The organism is Vibrio pomeroyi, assembly GCF_024347595.1.
GTDB lineage: Bacteria > Pseudomonadota > Gammaproteobacteria > Enterobacterales > Vibrionaceae > Vibrio > Vibrio pomeroyi.
This window is the reverse complement of record NZ_AP025506.1, coordinates 3,245,986-3,259,496: the sequence shown is the minus strand read 5'-3', so window position 1 is coordinate 3,259,496 and position 13,511 is coordinate 3,245,986. Positions and strand designations below refer to the sequence as shown.

The window sequence follows — 13,511 nt, the reverse complement described above, 5'->3', positions numbered from 1 at the left end:
GTGGCTAGATTTTGCGTGCAGAGTTGAAGACTTCAACAAAATTTTACTTTTGCTAATGATAATAAAATGTTAAATTTGTTGTAATTCTCAAGGAGGAGTTATGAATCAAGTCAATGATAACAAGCTGAAGAAGCAGCTTAGCATAGGGTTATTACTCGCTACTTACGTAGCTGTTCTAGCTTATTTATCTAATTACATCGCGTAATCTAGTCAAACAATATCGTTATTAAACTGTTATTGAATAATATCTTTTATTCAGTGACGGCAGCTCATCCTTGAGCCACCCTTCTAATGACTACATGTCGTCATATTCTTCTATCGCAGTACCTTCAATAAGATAACCAGTCTGAGCTAAATCGTGACTGATCGATTCTGTTTTCAGTGTACCGACCAAATAGATCACATCCCATAGCTGCTGAATGGGTGCACCTTGTGGGAATTTCACGTAGATAATTTGGTTTGGTGGCGGTGGTGGCACGTGGATACATGCGCCAAAGTACGGCACCAACAGAAACTCAGTGATCATGTTCTCATCGCCTTCCAATGGAATCACAAAGCCCGGGATCTTAACCTTGCTGCCGTTTAACTCAGGGCGAACAGCGCCAAGTGTCGATTGCTGAGGTTTTTCCATGCTGTTGTGGTCTACCATTGGCATACCAAACGAATCTAATTGAGCGCGCTCTGATTCTGGAATTAAATCAATCCATTCGAGTGTTAATACCGATTCCTCATTCTGAGTGGTGTCAGCGTGAGCTGTGCTGATAAATGGGAACATAAGTAGCCCAAGCATCAGTAGGAATTTGCGTTGCATCGTAGGTTCCTATTTTAGATTCGAATAGTCATGCCATCAGATAATGACTGACGGTAAGCCCTGAAAGCGGGAATAAAGCCGATAATGATTCCGGCAACTTGTACCAACATAAGCAGTTTCCACTCATGCGGTGTGATTGCGGATATCGATATGTTGATACCATAACTTTGTTGCACAATAGGAGCAACTACTGCGATCAGAGCAAACAACACGGCAACGCCCAATGTGATGCCTAAGAAGGTCAGGGCACTGGCTTCACTAATCAATAGACCAAACACATGACGAGGTCTTGCCCCCATCGCACGCAGGATAGCCATCTCGCGACGTCTTTCTTGCAAGCTCGTTAGTAGGCTACTCAGCATGCCCAGTAAACCGGCGACCACAACAAACCCTGAAACAATCAGCAATGCTTGTTCTGCCACGGCCATCATGCCCCATAACTCATGCAGAGCAATGCCCGGCATAATTGCGCTCAACGGTTCTTGACGGTAGTTATTGATTTCTCTTTGCAGTGCAAAGGTTTGAATCTTCGAGTTCAGCCCAAGCATCATCGCTGTGATTTGCTGAGGTTGGAAATCGTAGGTCTTCAAGGTTTCTGCATCTGGCGTGTGACCTAGGTTTGCACCCGACTCCCAACCCACGTGAATCGCTTCGATTGCTTCTAATGATACGTGTACGGTTTTATCTACCGGCGTTCCGGTTGGTGCTAGTATTCCAACAATCTTGAAGGGCAGGTTATCGTGACGGCTGAACGCCACATCACTGATACCGTGTGCAAGAATGATCTGGTCACCGATCGTGTAATCCAATTTTTTCGCGACATCGGCACCAATCACCACATCAAATAGCTCATTAAACTCTTTGCCTTGCTGGAAAGTAAGTAATTGCTTACTTCCATAGCGATAGTTTTCAAAGTAGCTATGGTTGGTACCCATCACGCGGAAGCCTTTGTGAGAGTCGCCCAGTGAGATAGGGATCGCCCACTTTACTGCGTTATGTTGGCTAAATTCTTGATAGCTTTTCCAGTCGATATTATTGGTCGCATTACCGATTCGAAATACAGAGTAGAGCAGAAGGTTTACCTGGCCAGAACGGCCACCGACGATAAGGTCAGTACCTGAAATGGTATTGGCAAAACTGCTCTTGGCTTCGGTTCTCACGCGCTCTACACCGAGCAATAGAATGACAGACACCGCCACGGTAAGAATAGTCAGAATAGCAGTGGCTTTACGATTGAGTACGCTTTTTAAGGCTAAGTGAGTAATTACTTTCATACGACAACCTTAGCTTGGTTAACGGTTTTTAAATCTATGGTTCGAGTGAACAATTTTTCGAGTGTTGGATCGTGACTCACAAAGATAAGAGTAGAACCTGCTTGATTGGCTTGTTCTAGCAACAGTTCGATAAAGGCTTCTCGGTTGTCATGATCCAATGCAGATGTTGGTTCATCTGCAATGATAATTTTAGGTTGGCCGATTAGGGCACGAGCTGCGGCGACACGTTGTTGTTGGCCAATACTCAGCTCAGTAACAGGTTTATCCATTAGGGCTTGAGGTAGCTTTAGTCGTAACAATAAATCTTGAGCAGTGGCTTGCAGGCTGTTCTTACTTTCTGTGACTTGTTGCTTGCGAATAGTTGAGAACTGGCAAGGAAGCGTCACGTTGTCGATTACTGATAGGTAAGGAAGCAGGTTAAATTGTTGGAAGATATAACCTATATGGTCGGCTCTGAATTTGTCTCTTTGACGAGGTGTAAGCTGAGTCAGGTCTTGGCCTAAGATAGAGACTTCACCTTGCTCGGCTTGGTTGATTCCGGTCAGCAGGCCCAGCAATGTAGATTTGCCACAACCACTTGGCCCTTTTATGAAAAGGTGCTCTTGAGCTTGGATGTGCAGAGAAGGGATCTCTAGCGTTGGCGGTAATTCTGGCTTCCAACGAAAGCTAATATTTTCGAGTTTGACCACAAGTGATGAACTGTCAGAAGACATGCGAGCTCCAATAATTAAAGCGGTGTATCTACTGGACAGCAATTAGCAGCATAAATTCCCTAGAGCACACCGATTTGAACAGCCAAGTAAGTAGGTACTTACTTGGCTGCTTATTTACGTTTAATCCGATCTAGGAGTGATTAGAATCGGAAACTAATACGCTCTGCGTTAAGTACTTCTTGCACTTGAGCTGTGTCTGTTAGTAGGTTCACCGTCATTTTTTCAGTGTTGCTGAACTTAGAGAACCACTGAGTGCTAACTGTGTCTAGCTTAGCAACATCTGAACATTCATAGTGGTATTCAACAGTGAACTCACCGTGGCCACCTTCTGAGTGATCATGGCCTTCATGGTCGTGGTGATCGTGACCTTCGTGGTCGTCATGATCGTGTTCAGCGTGGTCATGGTCTTTGTGGTCATCATGATCATGTTCAGCATGGTCATGGCCTTCGTGGTCGTCATGATCGTGCTCAGCATGGTCATGGTCTTTGTGGTCGTCATGATCGTGCTCAGCGTGGTCATGGCCTTCGTGGTCATCATGACCGTGTTCAGCGTGGTCATGGCCTTCATGATCATCATGATCGTCTTCTAGCGTGTTAGACACTGATTTAAATTTCAGAGTACAGCTCGCATTGTTAAAGCTAAACAGTTCGTCTGGCTTGTTCAGTTGTGCGATAGCTTGCTCAAACACTTTCTTTTGCTCAGCGGTTTCTGGAGCATGTTCAAAGCCAACCACATCGGCACCTGGCGCAGTTACTTCAACAAGCAGTTCTTGTCCATCTTGAGCGATGTTTACTTCAACTTGACCATGTACGTGCGCACCATGAGAGCGGAATTCTTCGTTTGCTAGAACATTAGTAGAGACAGTCATGCCGATAACAACGGCTAAAATAGAAGGTTTCATGTTTTGTTTCCTGAATAAAGGTTAATTAAAAAGTAGTGGTAATTAAGTGTTTTTGACAGGAGGAGAGCGCGCTAGATAGGCGAAATAGAGGCGCTGTAGTGAGGTTACTGACTCTGTGATAACGGCAGTAAACTCTGAATGAAACTCTGGAACTTGTGGCAGCGAGTGTGCAGTAATGAACTGATTTATCGAAAACAGCTCACAGTGATGCGAGGTATGGTGCTCCGGGTCAATGTCCACCATGTGTGTTGCGGCTAACACGCTTAGCATGAGCATCAGCCCAAGCAAGAAGCCTGTTTTGCGTTTCACATTGTTGGGTGTGTCTTGCCACATGAGGATGATTAACCACAGAATTAAAAAAGGATACTGTTACAATATAACAATATCCTTTGATAAGGTCTCGAAAAAGAGGTGAATATCTGATTAAAGACTCGCTTTAATCAATTCAATGACTTGCGTGACCTCTGATTCGTTAAGCGCACCTTCTTTAACAAACAAGATTTTTCCTTGTTTGTCCTGAACGATAATCGCTGAGCTCTCTTCTTTCAGAGCCCAAGATGAAGCAACGCTGCCATCTTCGTCTAACACCATAGAAGACCATGGAAATTCTTCTTTGCTGCTTTCTGCTGACGATTTAACAAAAGAACCCGTACCCCAGATAGCATCATCTTGGTTGATGATGGTGGTGGTTTGGTAGCTGTCTTCTGAGAACTTCGATGCTGTTATGGCTGCCATCAATGGTGCGTTGAGCTCTTTAGAGCTGCTACGACCAGCGATAGCTTGAACGACGCGAACTTTACCTAGGAGATTGCTGGTTGCCCATGCTTGATATCCGGTATTGCCGTCGTTTAGAACGATTTCACCATAGTTGCTAACATCGACAGCAGGCAGAGTTGATCCTACAGATAGATTGTGAGCATTGGCGAAGAGTGGAGAGGCTGCGGCTAGAAAAGCCAGTAGAGTTTTGTTTTTCATTATATTTTTGTTCCGCTTATTGGTTTGCATTGGAAGTATAATATGAAATTTAAAAAATGCCTCTTTAACTTTTTTATCGTACGATGTAGAAATAAGTTGCGGGCTTGTTATCAAAAGGTATAATGCATCAGTATCAAGATGAACAATAGATTATCTTGCTGTTTACTAAAGGAATTAGCGATTAAATGTGCTTTGAATGCGGTGGTGTTCAGGTGCGTGACTGTAGTACTCAAATGGAATTGAGGTTGTATTATGTTAAGAAAATTTTCTACTTACCGCCCACATCAGGTGGCGCGTTTCGTTAAAGTCCTGTTCAAGGGCCAGTTTGCCATCGAAGGTGTTGGAGAGTTTCGCTTCGACCACGGCAAGGTGCTTCTTCCTGAAGTGTCTGACAAACAAAAGCTTACTATTTTTAAAGAAGTGAACGGCACGATTGCTGCTCTGCCGATGTAACTGAGCTTTATTGATTGGTCTTGCTTCAAATAGATTAACAACGAAAAGGGCTTCCAATGGAAGCCCTTTTTAATGGATATCGTTTGAAATAGGATGCCTAAATGCCTTCTATTGTGGCGGGAAGCAAACCCCTGTTCCACCTAGTCCGCAGTAACCGTTAGGGTTTTTAGCTAGGTATTGCTGGTGGTAGGTTTCAGCAAAAAAATATTTTCCCGCAGGTAGAACTTCCGTCGTGATCTCGTTGCCTAAAGATTCAGTCATTGCTCTTTGATACTCTTGCTTAGAGTGCTCGGCAATAGACTGTTGCTCTTCGCTGAAAGTGTAGATAGCGGAGCGGTATTGAGTTCCCAAATCGTTGCCTTGGCGCATGCCTTGAGTCGGGTCATGACGTTCCCAGAAAGTCTCTAGTATTCGCGCTAAAGAGGTCTGTTCGCTATCGAATATGACACGAACGACTTCAGTGTGGCCCGTTTGCCCAGTACACACTTGCTCATAAGTTGGGTTGACTGTGTATCCGCCCGCGTAGCCAGCGGATGTTGAAATCACGCCATCTAATTGCCAAAACAAACGCTCAGCTCCCCAGAAGCATCCCATACCAAGCAGGACTTCTTGTTGGGAACCTGTAGGAGCATCGAGTAAGTCAGTTTGATTGACGAAGTGGCGCTCAGTAATTTGGATTGGGTCAGCATTTCCCGGTAATGCGGTTGCTGCAGAAACCAGTTGTTGTTTGTTTAGCATGTTATATTCCTTTTCGCATACGTTTACCGCGTTGGCTTTTATGAACTGTAGGTTCATATTAACTGTTGGTTTATATTGATTAAGTCTTTAAATTAGACCGCGTTATTACCAGATTTATTACAGACTCAATGCCTTTTTAGCGGTATTATTTCTTTTCACTTATTAACGTATTGATAACTTCTTCACCAATTAAACATGATAAGAAAAACTTTACCAGTTCTGATTGGCACTCTACTGTCATCGACGCTCGCTTTCGCTGACGTTTCCCTTGAGATTAAAGGGCTAGATGGAGCGCTTGAGGATAATGTTGATGCTTATCTGAGTGCAGTCCCTGAAGAAGAGTATGCAGTTTCTTTAAGGTTCCAATCTCGCGTGGAATCTATGATAAAAGAAGCGTTGAATGCGTTAGGCTACTACCAACCGACGATCACTTTCACTCACTCTGAAGACGACACTGAATTAACTGTTACGGTTGAGCAGGGAGAGCCTGTTCTTATTTACACTTCAGATATTGTGCTGAGTGGGGAAGCTGAAGACGATCCCGACTTTCTGGCGTTGATCGCTAAGAGTAACCTGTCTAAAGGTTCAATCCTGAATCACGGTAACTATGATTCCTTGAAATCGTCGATACGTAACCTTGGATTAGCGAAAGGCTATTTTGATGGTTCGTATGAGGTCAGCAAACTCGAAGTTGCCCCTGAATTAAACCGTGCTTATGTGCGCCTTCATTATAACAGTGGTATCCGTTATCACTTTGGCACCACACAGGTTACGGGCAGCCAAATCGAAGACGATAGAGTGCAATCGCTTAAACCCTTTGAAGATGGCGAACCTTACTCCATTACCAAAGTCGGTGAGTACAACCAAAATCTGTCTAATACGGATTGGTTCTCTTCGGTGTTTGTAGAACCTGATTTAAGCCAGCTCGGTGAAGGCCGTGAAATTCCGATGAAGGTGAGCCTGGCTCCGCAAGCGCGTAACCAAATCGAAACGGGTATCGGTGTATCAACCGACCTTGGCGTTAAAGGTACACTCAAATGGAAGAAGCCTTGGGTTAACGCTCAAGGCCATAGCTTCAATAGCAGCTTGTCGATCTCCAAACCAGAACAGACGATTACCGCAGCCTACAAAATCCCGTTGGACGACGTGCTTAATGACTATTATCAAATTAAGTACGGAATGAAGAATCTAGACAACCGTGATACCAAAAGTTTGGAGTCGAACTTAGCCTTAGAAAGATATTGGCGCTTGGATAATGGCTGGCAACGTACTGTGTTCATTCGATACTTGGTCGAGAACTATGAGCAAGGTTTGCAAGATGACTTGGCGCAATTCGTATTGCCGGGCATCTCTTTCTCACGAACTCGAACTCGTGGTGGTTCGATGCCTATGTGGGGCGATAAGCAAACCGTCATGATTGAAGCGGGTGATGACACCTTGTTGTCTGAAACTAAGGTGGTGCGTTTCCAAGGGCAAACGGCCTGGATCCGAAGTATTGGTAACAATCATCGAGGCTTAACTCGACTTCAATTCGGCGGTAACTTTGCCGATGAATTTGAGAAGCTGTCACCCTCGTTGAGGTTCTTTGCCGGTGGTGATAACAGCATTCGTGGTTATGGTTATGAATCCATCTCTCCTCGTGATGAAAGTGACGCATTAACAGGTGCAAAATTCCTTGCTACCAGCTCATTTGAATACCAATACCGCTTAGTTGGAAATTGGTGGGGCGCAGCTTTCTACGATATTGGTGATGCATTTAATGATAAGCCAGAATGGAAACGGGGTACTGGCGTCGGGGTTCGCTGGGCATCGCCTGTTGGTCCTGTGAGTTTAGATTTTGCTTGGGGTCTAGATGCGGAGAAAGGCGATGAGTTCCAACTGCACTTTAGTTTAGGGCCAGAATTATGATCAAAGTGATGGGCAAATGCATTAAGTGGACGTCGATTTCATTGACGTCTATCTTGCTGTTGTTGATAGCCCTGCTCGGTTTTGTGTTGTTCACTAACCCAGGGTTGAACACAGTGCTATGGGGCGCTGAAAAAGCCTTGCCACAACTGAAAGTGGAGAGCACCCAAGGGGCTCTGTTCCCAAGTTTTACGCTTAATAACGTTCAGTTTAAAGATGACAGCCTGCATATCGATACCAAGGTTCAAAAGCTGAACTTGGCTATTAATCCTCGCTGTTTACTCGACCCTAAGTTGTGTGTCGACCGCTTAGCGATTCAAGGTTTGGACTTCGCATTTACGGAATTACCTCCAGCTTCTGAAGAAGAAACTGAACCGACTCCGCCAGTGACATCGGTGAAAACACCGCTACCAATCGTGATCAATCGCATCGCTTTGTCTGATATCAAACTGAATATCTTGGGCCATGAGATTGAATGGGGTTTGTTTTCAACGGCTTTGAGTATGCAGGGTGAAAAGCTGACGGTATCGCCAACCCTATTTAATGATCTGAAAGTTAAAATTGCTGAATTAACTGAAGATCCAAAACCAGAAGTAGTTGAGCCAGAGCCTGCGGTGAAAACAGCAATTGAGTTGCCTGAGGTCTGGATTCCGTTACAGGTTGTGCTGGAGCGTTTTGATCTAAATCGTTTCACTTTAGAACAAGAAACTCCGATTGTGGTGAACCACCTTGGACTTGAAGCTCAAGCAGGTGGGCATAAAGTGGACGTTTCAACACTTGAGCTCGATATGCCGCAGGCGAACGCGAACGTAGCGACGAAGATTGAGCTCAAAGATGGCTACCAATTAGATCTTTCTTTAGATGCATTAGTGAAAGAAACCGATCTTGCGGGTCAGAAGTTATCACTGAAAGCACAAGGCAGCGTGGCTAAGCTACAGCTCGATTCGCAGTTTTCTGACTTGATAGAAGCAAAGCTCTCTGGAGAACTTCAACCTTTAGAGCCGACTCTGCCATTTGACCTTCTTTTAGAAGATGGTCAAGCGCAATGGCCTCTTTCAGGTAAAAGTGATTACCAAGCTGCAATTGAAAAATTCAAAGCCGACGGCTCATTAGATGGCTTTAATGTGCAGCTTAAAGGTGAAGCGGATGGTAAGGAGATACCGGCCTTAACCATAGACCTAGAGGGAAAGGGCACCACAGAACAGATTGAACTTGAGCGCTTAAAACTGAACACGCTGGGTGGTGAACTCAATGGTGTGGTTAAAGCGAACTGGAAGAAGCTTGTTAACTGGCAAGCCGATGTGACGTTGAAGGATATTCAGCCAGGTCTGCAATGGCCAGAAGCTGAAGGTAACATTAGCGGCAGCATCGTTACTTCTGGTGAGTTGACCGAAGCGGGCGGTTGGGCAATTGAGCTGCCTAAGTTGGATATTGAAGGGATCTTGAGAGAATACCCTCTGGATATCGAAGGCCAGTTGTCAGCGTCGGATCGCAGCGCGAGTGGTGAACCTAAACTGAAAACCAGCGGCTTGAGCTTGGCTCACGGGGTGAACTCGATTAAGGCGCTGGGTGAGCTTGATAAACAATGGGACATGGGCGTTGATATCTTCTTCCCTGATCTCGCACGAAGTGTTCCTGAGTTGAAAGGCAGAGTGATTGGTAACATCCAACTTAGCGGCCCAACGAACGAACCTGAAGTCGACCTAGCTTTAAATGTCGATAAGATTGATTGGAATAGCGAGGCAACACTTGAGTCGTTATCACTTAATGGCTCTGTAGTTCCACTGCCATTACCGGAAGCTCAAGCTGACCTTGTATTAAAAGCGAAGAACTTAACCTACCAAGATCAGAGCGTTGATAGCATTGATTTAACGGTGAATGGCGGTGAGAAGAAGCATACCGTAACACTTGATGTAATATCCGACATTGTGTCGACAAGTTTGGCGATTTCTGGTCAGTTAATTCAGAAACCTTCTCTGATTTGGGATGGCTCGTTAGACAGAGTCAAAATCACCACTCAGCAGGGACCTTGGGTACTAGACCAACCTGTCGCGATTAAGGCGGATGTCGATAAGCAGTATGCCGATGTTCAAGCACACTGTTGGAAGCAGTCGGGTTCGAGCGTGTGTCTGGATGAAGATATTCGAGCCGGGAAATCAGGTGAGGCTAAGCTCGCGATAAACCAATTCGACTTCGAACAAGTTAAAGCCTTTGTACCTAAAGAGACGCAACTGCAGGGTTTAGTGAATGCGACCGCTCATGCCAAATGGTCGGAACAAGGTGAACCAGAAGTGACGGTAAGCGTCGATATGCCCAAAGGTCAGGTTGTTCAACAAGTTGGCGAACCAATCACGCTCGGCTGGGAAAGCGTTGCATTGAATGCACAGTTGAAAGATAACCAACTGAACGCCGACTTTAAGCTCAATGTTTCCGATAATGGTGACCTGTCTGGCACGGTGTCGTTACCGGATATTCTCGCAGAAGACAAAATGGTCGATGCGGCAATCAAGCTGACAACCTTCCATTTGGATTTCTTACAACCTATCCTTGGCGAATACAGTCTGTTGAAGGCCGATCTTGAGAGTGACCTACAGGTAAAAGGCTCTTTGATGCATCCTCAAGTCTTTGGTCAGTTCTCTGTTGATGGCATTCAAGTAAAAGGTGATGTTACGCCTGTAGATGTTAAAGATGGCCGTATTGACTTAGATTTTGATGGTTATAGCGCGAAGCTGGATGCCAATGTCGAAACGCCTGATGGTCACCTTGATATTGAGGGCTCAGGGGACTGGCAGGATCTTCAAGCATGGCACTCGAATGTGAGAGTGTTTGCTGATGAGTTGATGGTTGATATACCGCCTATGGTCAAGGTCAAGGTGGTTCCTGATATGACCATTGATGTTACGCCTGAGCTTGCAAAAATCACGGGTGATATCGCATTGCCATGGGGGCGCATTGTCGTCGAAGACTTACCACCGTCAGCGGTCGGCGTCTCCTCTGATCAAGTGATCTTGAATAAAGATCTTGAGCCAGAGAACGAAGACACGATTCCATTCAATGTGATGACCAATATTAATATCTCTATTGGCGATGACTTTAAACTGTCTGCTTTCGGCCTTGAAGGTGAGCTGGTGGGTAAGCTTAATGTCGCTCAAAAAGACCAAGGCCCATTTATCACCGGTGAGGTCAACATCGTCGATGGTACTTATCAATCATTCGGACAAGACCTGTTGATCGAAGAAGGTAAGATTCTAATGAATGGTCCACCGGATCAGCCATACGTAGCGATCAATGCGATACGTAACCCTGACAATACTCAGGATGACGTGACCGCAGGTATTCGAGTGACAGGCCCAGCGACAGAGCCGACGATTGAGATTTATTCTGACCCTGCGATGCCGCAAGCCAACGCGCTGTCTTATATCTTGCGTGGTCAAGATATTGATGGCGAGTCGAACGGTTCGATGACAACGACCTTAATTGGTTTGAGCTTAGCGAAGAGCGGTAAGGTCGTTGGCGAAATCGGCGAAGCATTTGGTGTACAAGATCTACAACTGGATACAGCAGGTTCTGGTGATGACTCACAAGTAACGGTAAGTGGTTACATTCTGCCAGGCTTACAGGTGAAGTATGGTGTGGGTATCTTTAACTCGTTGGGTGAGTTTACCGTTCGTTACCGATTGATGCAGGATCTCTACGTTGAAGCCGTATCGGGCTTAGACAGTGCGGTAGACCTCCTCTATCAGTTTGAGTTCGAGTAGAACAGTTTGATTCCGAATAGAGCCGTTGGACAGAGAGTATTTTAGCCGTTCATCGAATTGCCGAGATGAACGGCTTATGGAGGGTTTATGCAGCATCTTGTGTTCGTCTATGGCACTTTGAGACAAGGTCAATCCAATCACCACTATTTGCAGAATGGTGAGTTGTTGGGGCGCTTCGATACACCAGAGTCGTTTGCCCTTTTTGATTTAGGTGCTTATCCGGCGATGATTTCTGGAAAGAAAAGTATCGCTGGCGAGGTCTATATCATTAACGACGAAATTTTGGAGTCGCTCGATCGGCTAGAAGATGTACCTGTTGAGTATCGTCGCGAGCAAATAGAGACTATATTTGGATTAGCATGGGTATATTTGTATCAGCTTGATCTAACAGCTAATAAAGAAATACTTTCGGGTAACTGGTGTAAGCGGAGCAACCCGCTATAGTGAATGAACTACTGGAAGCATTCTGACGTAATAGCTAAAAGTCTCAATGTACAGGCTAGTCTTTTCCATCAGGAGGAAATTATGAAATATCTATTATTGGTGCTATCAGTAATGTTATTTGGTTGTGCGCAAACTCCGCCACCAACGTCAATGAACACAACCGATTGGCAGAGCTTTGGCGAAGAAATGGCGCTAAAAGGAAAAACCAAACAGACTGAAGCAAGTTTGGCTGAAGCCGCGTCTTCACCATCAATTGATGCAGACTTATATGCCGCTTATGGCCAAGGCTATGAAGTGGGTAAAACTCAGTATTGTTCTCAAAACCCGAGAGCGCTAGGGCGCCGTGGTGAGACTTACCTTGGGATTTGTGACGACGTCGACAAATGGTTCCGCTTCAACTATGAAAGAGGCGCAGAATCGAAGTTTGATATTCGATAATCGAACGAACCGTTAATTGAATAATAAAAAGCCAGCATGTAGATGCTGGCTTTTTTAATGGTGTTAATTTGAGAATGAAGTGAGAGGATTACTCTGGGTTCAACTCAAGGAACTCTTCTACTTTACGAACCATGTTTGTTGAACCAACAAAGAAAGGTACACGTTGGTGCAGCTCAGTTGGTTTGATGTCCATGATACGTTGAGCACCGTCTGAAGCGATACCACCTGCTTGTTCCATAAGGAAAGCAATTGGGTTGCATTCGTAAAGCAGACGCAGTTTACCTTGTGGGTGGCTTTGTGTGCTTGGGTACAAGTAGATGCCGCCTTTCAGCAGGTTACGGTGGAAATCTGATACTAGAGAACCGATGTAACGTGATGTGTAAGGACGGTTGTCGCTTGGCTCATTCTCTTGGCAGTACTTGATGTACTTTTTCACACCCGTAGGGAAGCGGATGTAGTTGCCTTCGTTGATTGAGTAAATCTTGCCTTCATCTGGAATCATCATGTTTTCATGAGATAGACAGAAGGTACCCAGTGATGGGTCGTAGGTGAAGCCGTTTACGCCAGCACCTGTTGTGTAAACAAGCATGGTTGAAGAACCGTAAATCACGTAACCCGCGGCTACTTGCTTGTGTCCTGGCTGTAAGAAATCTTCTTGTGTCGGTGGCGTTCCAATAGGAGACACACGACGGTAGATAGAGAAAATTGTACCAACAGATACATTCACATCGATGTTTGAAGAACCATCAAGTGGATCCATCAGAACAACGTATTTTGCGTTTTTGTTGAGCTCTTTGTTGAACGCGACTGCTTCGTCTTCCTCTTCACTTGCTACACCACAAACTTGGTCACGAGCTTCTAGAGCCGCTTTAAATTTGTCGTTCGCGTAAAGGTCTAGCTTTTGCTGTTCTTCACCTTGCACGTTGTCTGTACCAACAGCGCCAGTGATGTCGACTAGGCCAGCCTTGTTGATCTCACGGTTAACAATTTTTGCAGCAAGTCGAATAGACGACAAAAGGGATGATAGATCACCGCTTGCATGGGGGAAGTCACTCTGTTTCTCAACAATGAACTCACCAAGGGTGCGCATCTCAGACATG

The 13,511-nt window shown here is 45.2% G+C and carries 13 protein-coding genes; 5 read left to right on the top strand and 8 right to left on the bottom strand.

Annotated features, from left to right (window positions below; translation table 11 throughout):
• Positions 1 to 295: 295 nt before the first annotated feature.
• The 6 genes from OCV12_RS14370 to OCV12_RS14345 all read right to left on the bottom strand — a co-directional run bounded on the left by OCV12_RS14370 (position 296) and on the right by OCV12_RS14345 (position 4,675).
• Entirely contained in the window at positions 296 to 811 is a 516-nt protein-coding gene (locus OCV12_RS14370) for a DUF3299 domain-containing protein (protein WP_261884934.1), read from the bottom strand.
• A 14-nt stretch (positions 812 to 825) separates the two neighbouring features.
• Entirely contained in the window at positions 826 to 2,085 is a 1,260-nt protein-coding gene (locus OCV12_RS14365) for an ABC transporter permease (RefSeq protein ID WP_261884933.1), read from the bottom strand.
• Positions 2,082 to 2,798: an ABC transporter ATP-binding protein gene (locus OCV12_RS14360; RefSeq protein ID WP_017632268.1), complete on the bottom strand. Its 717-nt coding sequence runs from the start codon at positions 2,796 to 2,798 to the stop codon at positions 2,082 to 2,084. Before OCV12_RS14360 ends, OCV12_RS14365 begins: the two co-directional genes overlap by 4 nt.
• A gap of 140 nt (positions 2,799 to 2,938) precedes the next feature.
• A complete protein-coding gene (gene zrgA, locus OCV12_RS14355) occupies positions 2,939 to 3,700 on the bottom strand; it encodes a zinc uptake protein ZrgA (protein ID WP_261884932.1) in 762 nt (253 codons plus the stop codon).
• Between the two features lie 42 nt (positions 3,701 to 3,742).
• On the bottom strand, positions 3,743 to 4,033 hold the full coding sequence (locus OCV12_RS14350) for a DUF2607 family protein (RefSeq protein ID WP_176680494.1): 291 nt from the start codon (positions 4,031 to 4,033) through the stop codon (positions 3,743 to 3,745).
• A gap of 90 nt (positions 4,034 to 4,123) precedes the next feature.
• The gene (locus tag OCV12_RS14345; RefSeq protein WP_239849226.1) at positions 4,124 to 4,675 is read right to left on the bottom strand and encodes a YtfJ family protein; all 552 of its coding nucleotides are present in this window, start codon (positions 4,673 to 4,675) and stop codon (positions 4,124 to 4,126) included.
• Positions 4,676 to 4,927: 252 nt separating this feature from the next.
• Between OCV12_RS14345 and OCV12_RS14340 the strand changes: the two genes are divergently transcribed.
• Positions 4,928 to 5,128 carry a DUF1107 family protein gene (locus OCV12_RS14340; RefSeq protein ID WP_017632273.1) on the top strand — a complete coding sequence of 67 codons (201 nt, stop codon included), beginning with the start codon at positions 4,928 to 4,930 and terminating at the stop codon, positions 5,126 to 5,128.
• A 108-nt stretch (positions 5,129 to 5,236) separates the two neighbouring features.
• On the opposite strand, the gene msrA is transcribed toward OCV12_RS14340, so the two are convergent.
• Positions 5,237 to 5,866 carry a peptide-methionine (S)-S-oxide reductase MsrA gene (msrA, locus tag OCV12_RS14335; protein ID WP_261884931.1) on the bottom strand — a complete coding sequence of 210 codons (630 nt, stop codon included), beginning with the start codon at positions 5,864 to 5,866 and terminating at the stop codon, positions 5,237 to 5,239.
• Between the two features lie 195 nt (positions 5,867 to 6,061).
• Between msrA and tamA the strand changes: the two genes are divergently transcribed.
• The 4 genes from tamA (at position 6,062) to OCV12_RS14315 (ending at position 12,411) form a co-directional block, all read left to right on the top strand.
• Complete coding sequence (tamA, locus tag OCV12_RS14330; RefSeq protein ID WP_261884930.1) at positions 6,062 to 7,774, top strand: autotransporter assembly complex protein TamA; 1,713 nt, start codon at positions 6,062 to 6,064, stop codon at positions 7,772 to 7,774.
• Positions 7,771 to 11,529: an autotransporter assembly complex protein TamB gene (gene tamB / locus OCV12_RS14325; protein ID WP_261884929.1), complete on the top strand. Its 3,759-nt coding sequence runs from the start codon at positions 7,771 to 7,773 to the stop codon at positions 11,527 to 11,529. The genes tamA and tamB overlap by 4 nt, the downstream gene beginning before the upstream one ends.
• 87 nt (positions 11,530 to 11,616) lie before the next feature.
• Positions 11,617 to 11,973, top strand: coding sequence for a gamma-glutamylcyclotransferase family protein (locus OCV12_RS14320; protein ID WP_261884928.1), 357 nt, complete (start codon positions 11,617 to 11,619; stop codon positions 11,971 to 11,973).
• Between the two features lie 81 nt (positions 11,974 to 12,054).
• Positions 12,055 to 12,411, top strand: a complete 357-nt coding sequence (locus tag OCV12_RS14315) for a DUF2799 domain-containing protein (RefSeq protein ID WP_017633399.1) — start codon at positions 12,055 to 12,057, stop codon at positions 12,409 to 12,411.
• Between the two features lie 88 nt (positions 12,412 to 12,499).
• Here the strand turns inward: OCV12_RS14315 and fbp are convergent, their stop codons facing one another.
• Positions 12,500 to 13,510: a class 1 fructose-bisphosphatase gene (gene fbp, locus OCV12_RS14310; RefSeq protein ID WP_017633404.1), complete on the bottom strand. Its 1,011-nt coding sequence runs from the start codon at positions 13,508 to 13,510 to the stop codon at positions 12,500 to 12,502.
• Between the last annotated feature and the right edge of the window lies 1 nt (position 13,511).

Excerpts from the sequence above, each read along its gene's own strand:
- OCV12_RS14370 (WP_261884934.1), bottom strand. The coding sequence starts at position 811 with ATGCAACGCAAATTCCTACTGATGCTTGGGCTACTTATGTTCCCATTT.
- OCV12_RS14365 (WP_261884933.1), bottom strand. The coding sequence starts at position 2,085 with ATGAAAGTAATTACTCACTTAGCCTTAAAAAGCGTACTCAATCGTAAA.
- OCV12_RS14360 (WP_017632268.1), bottom strand. The coding sequence starts at position 2,798 with ATGTCTTCTGACAGTTCATCACTTGTGGTCAAACTCGAAAATATTAGC.
- zrgA (WP_261884932.1), bottom strand. The coding sequence starts at position 3,700 with ATGAAACCTTCTATTTTAGCCGTTGTTATCGGCATGACTGTCTCTACT.
- OCV12_RS14350 (WP_176680494.1), bottom strand. The coding sequence starts at position 4,033 with ATGTGGCAAGACACACCCAACAATGTGAAACGCAAAACAGGCTTCTTG.
- OCV12_RS14345 (WP_239849226.1), bottom strand. The coding sequence starts at position 4,675 with ATGAAAAACAAAACTCTACTGGCTTTTCTAGCCGCAGCCTCTCCACTC.
- OCV12_RS14340 (WP_017632273.1), top strand. The coding sequence starts at position 4,928 with ATGTTAAGAAAATTTTCTACTTACCGCCCACATCAGGTGGCGCGTTTC.
- msrA (WP_261884931.1), bottom strand. The coding sequence starts at position 5,866 with ATGCTAAACAAACAACAACTGGTTTCTGCAGCAACCGCATTACCGGGA.
- tamA (WP_261884930.1), top strand. The coding sequence starts at position 6,062 with ATGATAAGAAAAACTTTACCAGTTCTGATTGGCACTCTACTGTCATCG.
- tamB (WP_261884929.1), top strand. The coding sequence starts at position 7,771 with ATGATCAAAGTGATGGGCAAATGCATTAAGTGGACGTCGATTTCATTG.
- OCV12_RS14320 (WP_261884928.1), top strand. The coding sequence starts at position 11,617 with ATGCAGCATCTTGTGTTCGTCTATGGCACTTTGAGACAAGGTCAATCC.
- OCV12_RS14315 (WP_017633399.1), top strand. The coding sequence starts at position 12,055 with ATGAAATATCTATTATTGGTGCTATCAGTAATGTTATTTGGTTGTGCG.
- fbp (WP_017633404.1), bottom strand. The coding sequence starts at position 13,510 with ATGTCTGAGATGCGCACCCTTGGTGAGTTCATTGTTGAGAAACAGAGT.